Origin of the sequence: Kitasatospora sp. NPDC051853 (genome assembly GCF_044452665.1) — a bacterium.
Classification (GTDB): domain Bacteria; phylum Actinomycetota; class Actinomycetes; order Streptomycetales; family Streptomycetaceae; genus Kitasatospora.
The window spans coordinates 44,933-60,186 of record NZ_JBITBY010000014.1 but is presented as its reverse complement, the minus strand read 5'-3'; the positions used below and the strand labels follow the sequence as shown (position 1 = coordinate 60,186).

The window sequence follows — 15,254 nt, the reverse complement described above, 5'->3', positions numbered from 1 at the left end:
CCGGTCAGGCACTGCGCAGCCGCCGGGGGAACCAGGGGTCGCCGACCAGCTCCGGGCCGTCCGGGGTGTGCAGGGTGAGCACCTGCGGGGAGGTGGAGTACTCGGCCAGGGAGACCGCGCCGTGGCGGGTCTCCAGCTCGGCCTCTACCCGGACCGGGAGCTTGTGCAGCCTGCGGCGCAGCAGCAGGGCGTCCCGGCGGCTGAACGGGAGCGGGCTGCGCAGCAGCAGACGCAGCGGGCTGCCGGGAGCGGTGGTGGGGACGCCGGTGGCTAGCTCGCAGCCGACGGCGCCGATCGGGCCCCAGCTGAGGTTGTAGCTCTCGACCACCGCGGCGGCCTCCGGCAGCACCGCCAGGGCGGGCACCCCGAGGCGCCTGGCCTCGGGCAACTGCTCCAGGCGGTCCGGGAGTTGCTCGGGGGCGAGGGTGAGGGCGACGGCCGAGCGGGGGGCGTAGCCGGCGGCCCGCTGGTCCGGGCGGGGGCCGTGCAGCGCGACCGGGATCCAGCTCTCGGCGGTGGCCGAGCCGTCCCGGGTGCAGTGCACCCGGGCGGGGGAGAGGCCGGCGATGGCCGGGGCGCGGCGGACGGTGACCCAGGGGTTGCCGCGCAGCAGGGTGCGGGCCCAGGCGGGCAGCGGCTCGCCGCCGGAGACGGTGCGCCGCAGCGAGGAGGGGCAGTGCAGCAGCAGCAGGTCGTGCGCGGTCGGCGTCCGGCCGTCCATCGCCGGGACCGGCCCGACCACCCGGCGGGGGCGGCCGGGGTGCTCGTCGGGCTCGTCGGCCCTGCGGCGGCGGCGCGGCACTGCGGTGGTCATCGGGGTTCTCCTTCTTGAATTGTGGTGCCGTCAGACGGCGTTGAGGCCGTGGCGGGTGAAGGCGCCGCGGGCGGCGGCCACCTGCTCGGGGGTGGGCGAGGGGGTGTCGGCCAGCGCGAAGTCCTGGCCCAGGGCCTGGTACTTGGCCGCCCCCAGTTTGTGGAAGGGCAGCACGTCCACCCGGGAGACGTTGCCCAGCGAGGCGGCGAAGCCGGCCACGCCCTCGACGTTCTCGGCCGGGTCGGTCAGCCCGGGCACCAGCACGAAGCGGACCCAGACCTCCTTGCCGAGGTCGGCGAGCCGCCGGGCGAAGTCCAGGGTGGGCTCCAACGGCCGCCCGGTGACCCTGCGGTAGAGCTCGCGGTCCCAGGACTTGACGTCCAGCAGCACCAGGTCGACATCGGCCAGCAGCTCGTCGGTGGCCCGGGCACCCAGGAAGCCGGAGGTGTCCAGCGCGGTGTGCAGGCCGAGCTCGTGCTTGAAGCGGTGGAACAGCTCGCCGGCGAAGGCCGGTTGGAGCAGCGGCTCGCCGCCGCTGACGGTGGCGCCGCCGCCGGCGGCCCGGATGAAGGTGGTGTACTTCGCGGCCTCGGCCACCACCGCGTCGGCGGTGGTGCGCCGGCCGTTGCGCATCTTCATGGTGTCGGGGTTGTGGCAGTACAGGCAGGTGAGCGGGCACCCGGCCAGGAAGGTGACGAACCGGGTGCCCGGGCCGTCCACCCCGGTGGAGAGGTCCCAGGAGTGCACCGAGCCGACCGGCGTGCCGACGTGTGCGCCGACGGGGATCTCGGTTCCGAGGGTGACGGCCATGACGGGATCTCCTGCCTAGAGCGAGCCGTGGAAGGTGCGGTTGAGCACGTCGAGCTGCTGTTCGCGGGTCAGCCGGACGAAGTTGACGGCGTATCCGCTCACCCGGATGGTCAGCTGCGGGTAGTCCTCCGGGTGCTCCATGGCGTCCAGCAGGGTGTCGCGGTTGAGCACGTTGACGTTCATGTGGAAGCCGTTGGAGGCCGTGTAGCCGTCCAGCACGCCCGCGAGGTTCTTCACCCGCTCCTCGGGGGTGCGGCCGAGCGCGTCGGGGGTGACGGTGTTGGTCAGCGAGATGCCGTCCTCGGCGTGCTCGTACGGCAGCTTGGCCACCGACAGGGCGCTGGCCACGTAGCCGTGCGCGTCCCGGCCGTTCATCGGGTTGGCGCCCGGGGAGAACGGCTCGCCGGCCCGGCGGCCGTCGGGGGTGTTGCCGGTCTTCTTGCCGTAGACCACGTTCGAGGTGATGGTCAGCACCGACTGGGTGTGCTCGGCGTTCCGGTAGGTCGGGTGCTTGCGCACCTTCTTCATGAACTCCTCGACCAGCCAGACCGCGATCGAGTCCACCCGGTCGTCGTTGTTGCCGTAGGCCGGGTACTCGCCGTCGATCAGGTAGTCGGTGACCAGGCCGCTCTCGTCCCGCACCGGGGTCACCTTTGCGTGCTTGATGGCCGAGAGCGAGTCGGCGGCCACCGAGAGGCCGGCGATGCCGCAGGCCATGGTGCGGCGGACCGCGCGGTCGTGCAGCGCCATCTCGATCCGCTCGTAGGCGTACCGGTCGTGCATGTAGTGGATGACGTTGAGCGCGTGGACGTAGGTCTCGGCCAGCCACTCCATCTGCTGGTCGAAGCGCTCCATCACCTCGTCGTAGTCCAGGACGTCGGAGGTGATCGGGCCGCTCTCGGGCCCGACCTGGGCACCGGACTTCTCGTCCCGGCCGCCGTTGACCGCGTAGAGCAGGGTCTTGGCGAGGTTCACCCGGGCGCCGAAGAACTGCATCTGCTTGCCGACCGCCATGGCCGAGACGCAGCAGGCGATCGCGGTGTCGTCGCCGAACCGCGGGCGCATCAGCTCGTCCGACTCGTACTGCACGCTGGAGGTGTCGATCGACACCTGGGCGCAGAACTCCTTGAACCCTTGCGGGAGTTGCGGAGACCAGAAGACCGTCATGTTCGGCTCGGGGGCCGGGCCGAGGTTGTACAGGGTCTGCAGGTAGCGGAACGAGGTCCTGGTCACCAGCGGGCGGCCGTCCTGGCCGATGCCGCCGATCGACTCGGTCACCCAGGTCGGGTCCCCGGAGAACAGCTCGTCGTACTCGGGGGTGCGCAGGAAGCGGACGATCCGCAGCTTGACGATGAAGTCGTCCACCAGCTCCTGGGCCTGCTCCTCCGTCAACACCCCGTTCTCGATGTCCCGTTGGAGGTAGACGTCGACGAAGGTGGAGGTCCGGCCGAGCGACATGGCCGCGCCGTTCTGCTCCTTCACCGCCGCCAGGTAGGCGAAGTACAGCCACTGGATCGCCTCGCGCCCGCTGGTGGCCGGCCCGGAGACGTCGTACCCGTAGGAGGCCGCCATCTGCTTGAGCTCGCCCAACGAGCGGATCTGCTCGGCGAGTTCCTCGCGCTCGCGGATGGTCTCCTCCAGCAGCGCCGGGTCGGTCGGCGCGGCGTCCAGCTCGGCCTTCTCGGCCAGCTTGGCCTCGATCAGCCGGTCCACGCCGTAGAGCGCGACCCGGCGGTAGTCGCCGATGATCCGGCCGCGGCCGTAGGCGTCCGGCAGCCCGGTGACGATGCCGGCCTTGCGGGCGGCCCGGATCGCGGGGGTGTAGGCGTCGAAGACCCCGGCGTTGTGGGTCTTGCGGTACTCGGTGAAGACCTTCTCCAGCTCCGGGTCGACCGGGTACCCGTACGTCTCCAGGGCACCGGCCACCATCCGCCAGCCGCCGTTGGGCATGATCGCCCGCTTCAGCGGGGCGTCGGTCTGCAGCCCGACGATCAGGTCCTTGTCCCGGTCGATGTACCCGGGGGCGTGCGCGGTGATGGTCGAGGGGATGTCGTACGCGACGTCGTACACGCCCTTGGCGCGCTCCTCGGGGAACCTGTCCGTGATCGCCTTCCACACGGCGGTGGTGCGCTCGGTGGGCCCGGCCAGGAAGGAGCTGTCGCCCAGGTAGGGGGTGTAGTTCTGCTGGATGAAGTCGCGGACGTCGACGCTGTCGCGCCACAGCCCGCCCTTGAAGCCCTCCCAGGCGCCGGCGGCCGTCTTCTCGATGTGCTGGGTGCTCATGTCTGCTGCTCCCGCTCTTGGATTCCGAGCCCTACGCGTACATTGTGAATCGATTCACAAAGTCACATGGGCTCGGAAAGTCCTGATTCGTAGGGACCTTGGACCTCAGTTGCGATTGCCGTAGTAGGCCTGCCGCATCAGCTGCTCCATGTCGGCCAGCATCGGCATCCGCGGGTTGGCCGGGGCGCACTGGTCCTCGTAGGCGTACATCGCCTGCCGCGGCAGCGCCTCCAGGAACGACGCCTCGTCGACTCCCGCCGCCTTGAAGGAGTCCGGGATGCCGACCTCGGCCCGCAGCTCCTCGACCGCCCGCGCCAGCGACTCCACGCCCTGCTCCGGGCTGCCGGCCGGCAGGCCGAGCATCCGGGCGATCGCCTGGAAGCGCTCCGGGGCCACGTAGCTCTGGTACTTGGGCCAGCTGGTCACCTTGGACGGGGCCGCGCCGTTGTAGCGGATCACGTGCGGCAGCAGGATCGCGTTGGTCCGGCCGTGCGCGACGTGGAAGGTGGCGCCCAGGGTGTGCGCCATCGCGTGCACCACGCCGAGGAAGGCGGAGCCGAAGGCCATCCCGGCGATCGTCCCGGCGTTGTGCATCTTCTCCCGGGCGACGGGGCTGTTCGGGCCGTCGGCGACGGCCTGCTCCAGGTTCTCGAAGATCAGCTTGATGCCCTGCAGGGCCAGCCCGTCGGTGAAGTCGTTGGCGTAGACCGAGACGTAGGTCTCGATGCAGTGCGTCAGGGCGTCGAAGCCGGAGTCGGCGGTGACCTCCTTCGGCAGGTTCGTGGTGAGCGCCGGGTCGCAGATGGCCACGCTCGGGGTCAGCGCGTAGTCCGCCAGCGGGTACTTCTGGCCGGTGGCCGAGTCGGTGATCACCGCGAACGGGGTGACCTCCGAGCCGGTGCCCGAGGTGGTCGGGATGCAGACCAGCTTGGCCTTCTCGCCCAGGTCGGGGAAGGTGAAGGCGCGCTTGCGGATGTCGAAGAACTTCTCCTTCAGGTCCGCGAAGACCGTCTCGGGGTGCTCGTACATCAGCCACATCACCTTGGCCGCGTCCATCGGCGAGCCGCCGCCCAGCGCGATGATGGTGTCCGGCCGGAAGCCGCGCATCAGCTCGGCGCCCTTCTCCACCGTGTCGATGCTCGGGTTGGGCTCGACGAAGTCGAGCACCCGCACCTCGACCGGCTCCGAGCGGCGGGCCAGGATGCTCCGCACCCGCTCCACGTGCCCGATCTCCACCATGGTCCGGTCGGTGACGATGACCACCTTGCGGGCGCCGCGCATGTCGGCCAGGTACTTGATGGAGTTGCGCTCGAAGAAGACCTTCGGCGGGATCTTGAACCACTGCATGTTGGTGTTGCGCCGCCCGATCCGCTTGATGTTGACGAGGTTGAGCGCGGTCACGTTCCCGGAGACCGAGTTGGCCCCGTACGAGCCGCAGCCCAGGGTGAGCGAGGGCATGAAGGCGTTGTAGACGTCGCCGATGCCGCCCTGCGAACTGGGCGCGTTCCAGATCACCCGGCAGGCCTTCACGGCGTGCCCGAACTCCTCGGCGAAGGCCTCGTCCTCGGTGTGCACCGCGGCCGAGTGGCCCAGCCCGTGGAACTCCACCATCTCGGTGGCCAGCCTCAGCCCTTGCTCCCGGCTCTCCGCCGTCAGCACCGCCAGCACCGGGCAGAGCTTCTCCCGGGTCAGCGGCTCCTGCGGCCCGACCGAGCCCACCTCGGCCAGGATGATCGAGGTGTCCGCCGGCACCTCGAAGCCCGCCGCCTCGGCGATCTGCTGCGGCGACCGGCCGACCACTGCCGCGTTCAGCTTGGCCCCCGCACAGTTGCGGTCCTCGCCGACGCCGAAGACGTACGCCTCCAGCAGCGCCTTCTCCGCCTCGGTGGCCAGGTACGCCTTGAGCTTGCGGAACTCGGCCATCGCCGGGCCGTGGATCTCCCGGTCGAGGATCACCGCCTGCTCGGAGGCGCAGATCATCCCGTTGTCGAAGGACTTGGAGACCACCACGTCGTTCACGGCCCGCTTGAGGTCCGCGCTCTTCTCGATGTACGCGGGCACGTTGCCCGCACCGACGCCGAGGGCCGGCTTGCCGCAGGAGTAGGCCGCCTTCACCATCGCGTTCCCGCCGGTGGCCAGGATGGTTGCCACCCCCGGGTGGTTCATCAGCGCGCCGGTGGCCTCCATCGAGGGCCGCTCGATCCACTGCACGCAGTGGGCCGGGGCCCCGGCCGCGACCGCCGCGTCCCGGACGATCCGGGCCGCCTCGGCCGAGCAGTCCTGCGCCGAGGGGTGGAAGCCGAAGACGATCGGGTTGCGGGTCTTCAGGGCGATCAGGGCCTTGAAGATGGTGGTCGAGGTCGGGTTGGTGACGGGCGTGACCCCGGCGACCACGCCGACCGGCTCGGCGATCTCCACGATGCCGTCGATCTCGTCCCGGCGGACCACGCCCACGGTCTTCATGCCGGCCATCGAGTGGGTGACGTGCTCGCACGCGAAGATGTTCTTCACGGCCTTGTCCTCGAACACCCCGCGGCCGGTCTCCTCCACCGCCATCACCGCCAGCCGGGTGTGCGCGGCGAGTGCGGCCAGCGAAGCCTTCTTGACGATGTGGTCGACCTGCTCCTGGGTGAACCCCGCGTACTCCCGCAGGGCCTCCTGGCCGTTGCGGACCAGGGCGTCGACCGCCGTGGCGGCCTCGGACGGGGCGGATGTCTCGGTCGCTGCGGACTTCTGGCGGGCCATCTCGTTCACCTCGGGGAGCAGGTGCTGCGTGGCGTCCCGGCGACGCTGCCGGAAGCGGCTGACAGCTCCACCCTCCGTCTGGGGGAGATCAGGCGGCTACGGGCCTCGGACCGTTCTTCCCAGGGACCAACGGCTCCACTTCCGGGAGCCGTTCGGTCAGGAGGCGGCGTACGGTGGCAGTGCGGACCGACCCGAGGAGGACAGCATGGGCATCTTGGACAGGTTCCGGCACAAGGCCCAGGAGACGCTGGACCCGAACGAACGCCAGCGGCTCGCCCACGACGAGGCCGCCGACGCGTTCGCCGACACCCCCCAGCGCACGGCCATGGAACGGGCCGAACTCACCGAGGACGACCGCCGCGCGGCGGACGAGATGACCGCCGAAGGCGACCCCTGGGACTAGGAAGCGACTGACGCCCGCCGGGCAGCGACCTCAGGGGCGCGGGGAACTGCGCGAATCGGAAGGCGGCTCACCTGCAACTGAGGCTCCGTCAGCCAGTTGCAGGTGCTGCCGTTCCCCCGCGCGCAGTTCCCCGCGCCCCTGGTGTGACCACTACCGTGGAGGTAGCGGCGGGCGACGGAGGTCGGGCCGCGGGGTGTCCGGCGGTGGGGGAGCGGCGGCCGGGTGTTCGGCCAGCAGGTCGAGGGCCAGCCGGACGGCGGTCTCCAGTTCGGTGTGCAGGTGCGCCGCCCACTCGTGCGGCCCCCGCACCACCGTCACGTCCGGCGCCACCCCGTGGTTCTCCACCGACCACCCGATGCCTCCGGTGAACCACGAGGCGTTCTTCGGCACCGAGATCTGCGTCCCGTCCCCCAGCGTGTGGCGCCCGGTCATGCCGACCACCCCGCCCCAGGTCCTGGTCCCGACCACCGGCCCGAGGCCCAGCAGCCGGATGGCCGCGATGATCACGTCCCCGTCCGAGCTGGTGGCGTGGTCGGCCAGGGCCACCAGCGGCCCGCGCGGCGCGTCCCGGGGGTAGCGGACCGGCAGCCGCCCGCGCGGCTGGTCCCAGGCCAGCACCCGGCGGTTGAGCTTCTCCAGCACCAGCTCGGAGACGTTCCCGCCGGCGTTCCCCCGCACGTCCAACACCACGGCGGGGTGGTCGAGTTCGCGCCGCAGGTCGCGGTTGAACTGCGCCCAGCCCGAGCCGCCCAGGTCGGGGATGTGCAGGTATCCGCACCGCCCGTCGCTCAACTCCCGTACCAGATCCCGCCGTTTGGCCACCCAGTCCTGGTAGCGGATCGGCCGTTCGTCGGTCAGCGGGGTGACCGCGATCCGCCGTTCGGAGCCGTCGGCGGCGGTGCGGAAGCTCAGCTCCACGGTGGTGTTCCCGGCCCCGGCCAGCAAGGGGGCGGGGCCGAGCACCGGGTCCGGCGGGCGGCCGCCGACGGCGGTGAACTCGTCGCCGTCGCGCAGCCCGTAGCCCGCCAGCGGGGCCCGGGCGCGCGGGTCGGAGGACTCTCCGGGCAGGATCCGGTGCACCAGCCAGCGGCCGTCCGCCGCGCGCCGGATGTCCGCGCCGAGCAGGCCCATCGGCTGCTGCGCCAGGGTGGCGCCCTCGCTGCGGCGGGCGGCGGTGACGTAGGCGTGCGAGGTGCCGAGTTCGCCGAGCAGCTCCCGGAGCAGGTCGGCGAAGTCGTCCGGGGAGGCCACCCGGTCCACCAGCGGGGCGTACTGCTCGACCAGTCCGGGCCAGTCCAGCCCGCACATGCCCTCGTCCCAGAACTGGTCCGGCACGATCCGGGCCGCCTCCCGGAAGGACTGCCGCCACTCCTCGGCCGGGTGCACGGTGTGCGTGATCCGCCGCAGGTCCACCGTCAACGGCTGGCTGCCGGACGGGAGTTGAAGCAGTCGGAGGGTCGCGTTGGAGAACACCAGCACCGAGCGGCCGTCCCCGGAGACCGAGTAGCCCTCGACCTGCTCGGCCACCGTGGTCCGGGTCCCGTGCGCCAGGTCGAAGTACTCCAGCACCGGGCGGCCCGAGGTGTCGGCCGGATTGGCGAAGGTCTGCCCCAGCGCCCCCGCGATCGGCCAGCGCAGCCAGAGCACCCCGCCCCGGGCCGAGGCGGTCGCGGAGTACTTGGAGGCCGTCACCGGGAACGGCACCAGCCGGGTGGAGAGCCCCTGCTGATCCACCGTCACCGTGCCGTCCCCGCTGCTCTGCTCCGGGTCCAGACCGACCGGTGGGCGGCCCTCGGCCGGCGGGGCGAACGGTGACGGGGTGTCCGCCGCCAGCGGCACCAGGTACGGGCGGCAGCCCAGCGGGAAGGAGAGGTCCCCGGTGTGCACGTCGTGCACCGGGTCGAAGCCGCGCCAGGACAGGAAGACCAGGAAGCGGCCGTCCCGGGTGAAGACCGGGTGCTCGTCCTCGAACCGCCCGCCGGTCACGTCCACGGTCCGCGCGGGGTCCGCCACCCGGGCCAGCTGGATCGAACGCAGCGAGCGGCCCGCCACCGGCTGCGCCCAGGCCAGCCACTGCGAGTCGGGGGAGAACGCGGGCGTGCCGACCGGGCCGTGCCGGGAGGCGGCCACCTCGGTGACCGCGCCGTCCGCCACCGAGACCAGCAGCAGCCGTCCGTCCGAGGCGACCACCGCCAGGGTGCGGCCGTCCGGCGAACCCGTCAGCTCCACCACCCGGCCCAGCCGCCCCGCCGCCAGCCGCCGGTTCGGGCCCCCGTCGCCGCCCCGGCCCGGCGCGGGGGCGATCTCCACCGCGTCGGCCCCCTCCGCGTCGGTGACCCAGGCGATCCGTCCCTCCGCCCCGAGCACCACCGGCAGCCGGGCCCGCACCCCGGGGGTGTCCGCCAGCACCCGGGCCGGGCCGTCCCGGTGCGCCAGCCAGTACAGGCTGCCCCGGACCGTCAGGACGCTGGCCCGCCCGGTGGTGTCGCAGGCCAGGTCCTTCACCTGACCCGCCGTCGGCACCTGGTACGGGCGGCGCCCGGTCCGCGAACCGCCGAGCGGCACCTCCAGCCGACGCGGGTGCGGGGCGTCCAGGCTCTCCAACAGCCAGAGGTCACCGGCGTGTTGGTAGACGATCCTGGTCCCGTCGGTGGCCGCCTCGCGGGCGTAGTAGGAGGCGTGGTCGGTGTGCCGGCGCAGGTCGGTGCCGTCGGTGCGGCAGGAGTAGAGGTTGCCCACCCCCTCGTGGTCGGAGAGGAAGGCGATCCGCCCGCCCATCGGCATCGGGGAGGCGAGGTGGCCGGGCAGCTCCGGCAGCAGCTGACGGTTCCCCAGCCAGAGCCGTCCGGTCGCCCCGCCCCGGTACCGCTTCCACGCCGCGGGCTCGTGCGGGGCGGTGGCCGTCAGCAGCACGGTGTGCTCGCCGTCCTGCTGCGCGTCGCCGACCGGCCCCCAGGGCATCCGCCGCCCGGGAGAGCCGTCCCGCGGGAGCGCCCACGCCCAGGTGTAGTGCGCGAAGGGCTCGTGGTACGAGGTCACCGCGAGCAGCTCGCCGTCCGGCAGCCACCCGCGCAGCCGGGTGTCCTGACTGCCCCAGTACGTCAGCCGGACGGCCGGCTCGCCCCCGGCCGAAGGGGCGCTCCACACCTCGGGGGTGAGGGTCAGCCAGCTGGTCCAGGCGATGGTCCCGCCGTCCGGCGAGAGCCGCGGACCGCTCACCCTGGTCCGGTCGCAGCTCACCCGCCACGCCCGGCCGACCTCCCCGTCCGCTGCCAGCGGGGCGGCCCAGACGTCGTCCTCGGCGGTGAAGGTGAGCAGGCCGCCACGCACGTGCGGGAACCGGAGGTAGCCAGGGACGGTCACGCCTCCCATGCAACGTGCGCCCCCGCGGGCCCGCAACCCGGGCTGACCAGGTTGAGCCCCGCAGGGGCGCGAGGAACTGCGCGCGGGGGAACGGCAGCACCTGCAACTGGCTGACGGCGGTTCAGTTGCCGGTGGGCCGCCTTCCGATGCGCGCAGTTCCCCGCGCCCCTGCGGGGCGCTGCCCTGCCGGAGCCCCTGCCGTGCCGGTACCCATTGACACCCGGGCGGCCGAGCCGCTTCAGTGGTCCAGTCCAATCCTGGCTCCCCTGCACCGAGTTGGACACCCCCACAGAACGAGGCAGGAGCGTCCCCCACATGCGCACTCCCCGTACCACCAGAAGGCTGGTCGCCGGAGCGACCGCCTGGGCCACCGCGGCGGCCGGTGCCGTCGCCCTCACCTTCTCCCTGGCACCGTCCGCGAGCGCGGGCGAGTTCCTCGCCAACGGCGGCTTCGAGTCCGGCAGCCTCTCCCCCTGGAGCTGCTCGGGCGGCCTCGGCAGCGTCAGCAACCAGGCCCGGAGCGGCAGTTCCGCCCTGGCCGGCGCGGCCTCGGCCGGCGACATCGCCAAGTGCGCGCAGACCGTCCAGGTGGCGCCGAACACCACCTACCAGCTGACCGGCTGGGTCAAGGGCTCGTACGTCTACCTCGGCGTCGAGGGCGGCAGCACCGCCTCCACCTGGACCCCGGGCACCGGCGGCGCCTACCAGAAGCTCTCGGTCTCCTTCACCACCGGTGCGAGCCAGACCAGCGCCACCGTCTACACCCACGGCTGGTACGGCCAGGGCACCTACTACGCGGACGACCTCTCGCTGGACGGCCCCGGCGCCCCGAGCCCGAGCCCCAGCCCGTCCGTCTCGGTCTCCCCGTCGCCGTCCCCGTCGACCAGCACCTCGCCGTCCCCCTCGCCCTCGACCAGCACCTCCCCCTCCCCGTCCACCTCCTCCTCGCCGACCGCCCCGCCGCCCGGCGGCCTGCCCAAGCACGCCCTGGTCGGCTACCTGCACGCCAGCTTCGCCAACGGCGCCGGCTACACCAAGGTCGCCGACATCCCGGACTCCTGGGACGTCATCAACCTCTCCTTCGGCGAGCCGACCTCGGTGACCTCCGGCGACATCCGGTTCAACCGCTGCCCGGTCACCGAGTGCCCGTCCGTCGAGTCGGACGCCGACTTCAAGGCGGCCATCGCGGCCAAGCAGGCCAAGGGCAAGAAGGTGCTGATCTCGATCGGCGGCCAGAACGGCCAGGTGCAGCTCACCACCACCACCGCCGCCCGCGACGCCTTCGTCAGCTCGGTCTCGGCCATCATCGACCGGTGGGGCCTGAACGGCCTCGACATCGACTTCGAGGGCCACTCGCTCTCGCTGGCCACCGGTGACAACGACTTCAAGAACCCGACCACCCCGGTCGTGGTGAACCTGATCTCCGCGCTGAAGACCCTCAAGGCCAAGTACGGCAAGGACTTCGTGCTGACCATGGCCCCCGAGACCTTCTTCGTCCAGCTCGGCTACCAGTACTACGGCTCCGGCCCCTGGGGCGGCCAGGACCCGCGCGCCGGTGCCTACCTGCCCGTCATCCACGCCATGCGGGGCGACCTCACCCTGCTGCACGTCCAGGACTACAACTCGGGCTCGATCATGGGCCTGGACAACCAGTACCACTCCATGGGCGGCGCCGACTTCCACGTCGCGATGACCGACATGCTCCTCAAGGGCTTCCCGGTCGCCGGCAACACCGCCAACGTCTTCCCGCCACTGGCCCCCTCCCAGGTCGCCATCGGCATGCCCGCCACCACCTACGCCGGCAACGGCCACGTCGCCCCGGCCGAGGTCAACAAGGCCCTCGACTGCCTCACCAAGGCCACCAACTGCGGCAGCTACGTCCCCCGCAGCGGCCCCCAGCCCGACCTGCGCGGCCTGATGACCTGGTCCATCAACTGGGACCAGTACAACGGCACCCGCGAGTTCTCCAAGAACTTCGACGCCTACTGGCCGTAGAACGACCGAAGGCCCCCGTCCGAGGACGGGGGCCTTCCGGCTGTCTGTGCGCCGCCAGGGACTCGAACCCCGGACCCGCTGATTAAGAGTCAGCTGCTCTAACCAACTGAGCTAGCGGCGCCTGCTGACGAAGAGAACATTACCCGGTCAGCGGCCCGGATCGGAAATTCACTCGTCCCAAGGGAGGATCACCGCCTTGCCGCGGACGTGTCCGGCCTCCACCAGGCGGTGCGCCTCGACCGTGCGGGAGAGCGGGAAGGCGGCCGAGACGGTGAGCCGCAGGTGGCCGGCCTCCCAGAGCTCGGTGAGTTCGGCGAGGCGGGCGGCGCTGCGGGGGCCGCGCAGGCGGCGGACGCCGAGGCGTTCGGCGGCCGGGTCGGCGATGGTGCCGATCCGGGAGCGGTCGGCGACCAGGTCCAGGGAGGGTTCCAGGGCGCCGCGGCCGGCCGCGTCGAAGGCCGCGTCCACCCCGCCGGGGGCGAGGGCGCGGACCCGGTCGGCCAGGCCGTCCCCGTAGGTGACCGGGACCGCGCCGAGCGAGCGCAGGTAGGCGTGGTTGGCCTCGCTCGCGGTGCCGATCACGGTCGCGCCCCAGGCCCGGGCCAGCTGGACGGCCACCGTGCCGACGCCGCCGGCCGCCGCGTGCACCAGCAGGGTCTCGCCCGCGCGTACCCCCAGCTCGGTGAGCGCCACGTGCGCGGTCTGCCCGGAGGCGGAGAGCGAACCGGCCTCGGCCCAGCCCATCGCGGCCGGCTTGGGCACCAACTGTTCGCCCGGCACCGCCACGTACTGGGCGTGGCAGCCGAGCAGCCGGAAGCCGAGCACCTCGTCCCCGACCTCCCAGCCGAAGCTGCCCGCGCCGAGCTGCGTCACCATGCCGGCGAACTCGTTCCCCGGTGTGGCCGGGTGAGTCACCGTCACCCCCGGGGGTGACCACCCCGCGCGGACGGCGGTGTCGGCCGGCTGGATCCCGGCCGCCAGCACCCGCACCAGCACCTCGCCCGGCCCGGGCAGCGGCACCGGCAGCTCGGCCACCTCGATCACCTCGGGCCCACCGGGCTCCCGGAACAGCGTCGCCAGCACCTGTCTCTCCCTCCGCTCGAACGGACCGGTACCACTCTCGAAGATGAAGCGCGCTTGAGGTCAAGGCCCCGCCGGAGCGCCGCGCGCATCTGTCGCACTGTCAGATTTATGCTGATCGGCGACCCGTCGCCCGCCGAGAGGACGCCACCCCCGTGGGACAGCTCAGCCTGCTCTTCCTGGTGCTGCTCGCCTCGGTGGTGACCATCCCGCTGGCCCGGATCACCCGGGTGCCGCAGCCGGTGCTGATGACCGGGGTCGGCATCGTCCTCGCCCTGGTGCCGCAGATCCCGGACGTCGAGGTCAACCCCGAGCTGATCCTCCCGCTGGTGCTGCCGCCGCTGATCTTCGCCGTGGCCCGGCGCTCCTCGGTGCGCTACTTCAAGGCCAACGCCCGCTCCATCCTGCTGCTCGCGGTCGGTCTGGTGGTGGTCACCACCACCGTGGTCGCGGGCACCTTCCACTGGCTGCTGCCCGCCCTGCCGGTCGCCGCCGCGATCGCGCTCGGCGCCCTGGTCTCCCCGCCCGACCCGGTGGCCGCCGTCGCGGTGGCCGGCAGCGTCGGGCTGCCCCGGCGGCTGGTCGCGGTGCTGGAGAGCGAGGGCCTGTTCAACGACGTCACCGCCATCGTCATCTACTCGCTGGCGATCGAGGCGGTCACCGAGGGCAGCCTCTCGGCCGAGGAGATCACCCTGCGGTTCGTGCTCTCGGCGGTGGTCGCGGTGGTGGTCGGCGCCGGCCTCGGCTGGCTCAACGCCAAGCTGGCCGGGATGCTCGAGGACCCCACCCAGCAGGTCGCGCTCAACCTGCTCGTGCCGTTCGCCGCCTACGTGCTGGCGGAGGAGCTGCACGGCTCCGGCGTGCTCTCCGTGGTGGTCTGCGCCCTCTACCTGGCCGACCGCGCCCAGGACGCCGACGACGTGGCGTACCGGCTGGTCGGCAACGCCTTCTGGGAGATCGTCGAGATCCTGGTCACCGGCGTCGCCTTCGGCCTGATCGGCCTGGAACTGGCCCCGCTGCTCGACGAGGTCGGCGGTGCCTGGCGCGGCATGCTCGGCGACGCCGCCTGGGTGGTCGCCGCCGTGGTGCTGGTCCGGCTGGCCTGGCTGCTGCCGGCCGCCTGGATCTCCAAGCGGGTCAGCAACGCCGACGAGGACACCCCGGTCAGCGTCGGCGAGACGGTGGTGCTCTGGTGGTCCGGCATGCGCGGGGTGGCCACCGTGGCCCTCGCGCTCGCCATCCCGCGCGACTTCCCGGGCCGGAACGAGATCGTCATCTCCGCCTTCGCGGTGGTCCTCTTCACCCTGCTGGTGCAGGGCCTGACGCTCCCCGTGGTGGTCAAGGTGCTCGGCCTCGGCGGCGGCGCCGACGAGCACGAGGAGGCGGTCAAGCACATGTGGTGGCGGGCCGCCAAGGCCGGACTGGTCCGGCTCGGCGAACTGGAGGAGGAGCGCGACCTCCAGCCCGAGGTGGTCGAGGTCCTGAGGGAGCGCCAGCACGACCGGCTGGCCCGGCTCTGCCCCGAGCGCTACGCCGAGGAGGAGGCCGCCGAGGCCCGCGAACGCTGGTCCCAGCTGCGCTCCGCCGCCGACCTGGAGCAGGAGATGATCGCCGCCTCCCGCCGCGAGGTGCTGGTCGCCCGGAACGAGCCCGGCGGCGACCCGGAGATCGCCGACCAGGTGATGCGCCGTCTGGACCTGCGCTCGCGAAGGAAGTAGGTACACGGCGAGAGGTGGCGGAGTATGCGTGCCGGCCAGTGGC

Annotated in this window: 9 protein-coding genes and 1 tRNA gene; 3 read left to right on the top strand and 7 right to left on the bottom strand. The window is 72.3% G+C overall.

The features are described from left to right. Positions 1–4: 4 nt before the first annotated feature. From ACIA8O_RS33095 to adhE, 4 genes are all read right to left on the bottom strand, one after another. Complete coding sequence (locus ACIA8O_RS33095) at positions 5–814, bottom strand: phosphoribosyl-dephospho-CoA transferase MdcG domain-containing protein (RefSeq protein WP_396297715.1); 810 nt, start codon at positions 812–814, stop codon at positions 5–7. 30 nt (positions 815–844) lie between these two features. Beyond that, positions 845–1,624, bottom strand: coding sequence for a pyruvate formate-lyase-activating protein (pflA, locus tag ACIA8O_RS33090; RefSeq protein ID WP_396297714.1), 780 nt, complete (start codon positions 1,622–1,624; stop codon positions 845–847). 15 nt (positions 1,625–1,639) lie between these two features. Beyond that, a complete protein-coding gene (gene pflB, locus ACIA8O_RS33085; protein ID WP_396297713.1) occupies positions 1,640–3,907 on the bottom strand; it encodes a formate C-acetyltransferase in 2,268 nt (755 codons plus the stop codon). Between the two features lie 105 nt (positions 3,908–4,012). Next, positions 4,013–6,652, bottom strand: a complete 2,640-nt coding sequence (gene adhE, locus ACIA8O_RS33080) for a bifunctional acetaldehyde-CoA/alcohol dehydrogenase (protein ID WP_396297712.1) — start codon at positions 6,650–6,652, stop codon at positions 4,013–4,015. Between the two features lie 205 nt (positions 6,653–6,857). Between adhE and ACIA8O_RS33075 the strand changes: the two genes are divergently transcribed. After that, positions 6,858–7,055: a hypothetical protein gene (locus tag ACIA8O_RS33075; RefSeq protein ID WP_396297711.1), complete on the top strand. Its 198-nt coding sequence runs from the start codon at positions 6,858–6,860 to the stop codon at positions 7,053–7,055. A 150-nt stretch (positions 7,056–7,205) separates the two neighbouring features. Here the strand turns inward: ACIA8O_RS33075 and ACIA8O_RS33070 are convergent, their stop codons facing one another. Further along, on the bottom strand, positions 7,206–10,427 hold the full coding sequence (locus tag ACIA8O_RS33070; protein WP_396297710.1) for a S41 family peptidase: 3,222 nt from the start codon (positions 10,425–10,427) through the stop codon (positions 7,206–7,208). A gap of 306 nt (positions 10,428–10,733) precedes the next feature. Between ACIA8O_RS33070 and ACIA8O_RS33065 the strand changes: the two genes are divergently transcribed. Next, a complete protein-coding gene (locus ACIA8O_RS33065) occupies positions 10,734–12,413 on the top strand; it encodes a chitinase (protein WP_396297709.1) in 1,680 nt (559 codons plus the stop codon). Positions 12,414–12,460: 47 nt separating this feature from the next. Here the strand turns inward: ACIA8O_RS33065 and ACIA8O_RS33060 are convergent. Both ACIA8O_RS33060 and ACIA8O_RS33055 read right to left on the bottom strand, forming a co-directional pair. Then, positions 12,461–12,534, bottom strand: a tRNA-Lys gene (locus ACIA8O_RS33060). A gap of 47 nt (positions 12,535–12,581) precedes the next feature. Then, positions 12,582–13,496, bottom strand: a complete 915-nt coding sequence (locus ACIA8O_RS33055) for an NADP-dependent oxidoreductase (RefSeq protein WP_396297708.1) — start codon at positions 13,494–13,496, stop codon at positions 12,582–12,584. Between the two features lie 152 nt (positions 13,497–13,648). Between ACIA8O_RS33055 and ACIA8O_RS33050 the strand changes: the two genes are divergently transcribed. Continuing rightward, entirely contained in the window at positions 13,649–15,211 is a 1,563-nt protein-coding gene (locus ACIA8O_RS33050) for a Na+/H+ antiporter (RefSeq protein ID WP_396297707.1), read from the top strand. The last annotated feature ends 43 nt before the right edge of the window (positions 15,212–15,254 follow it).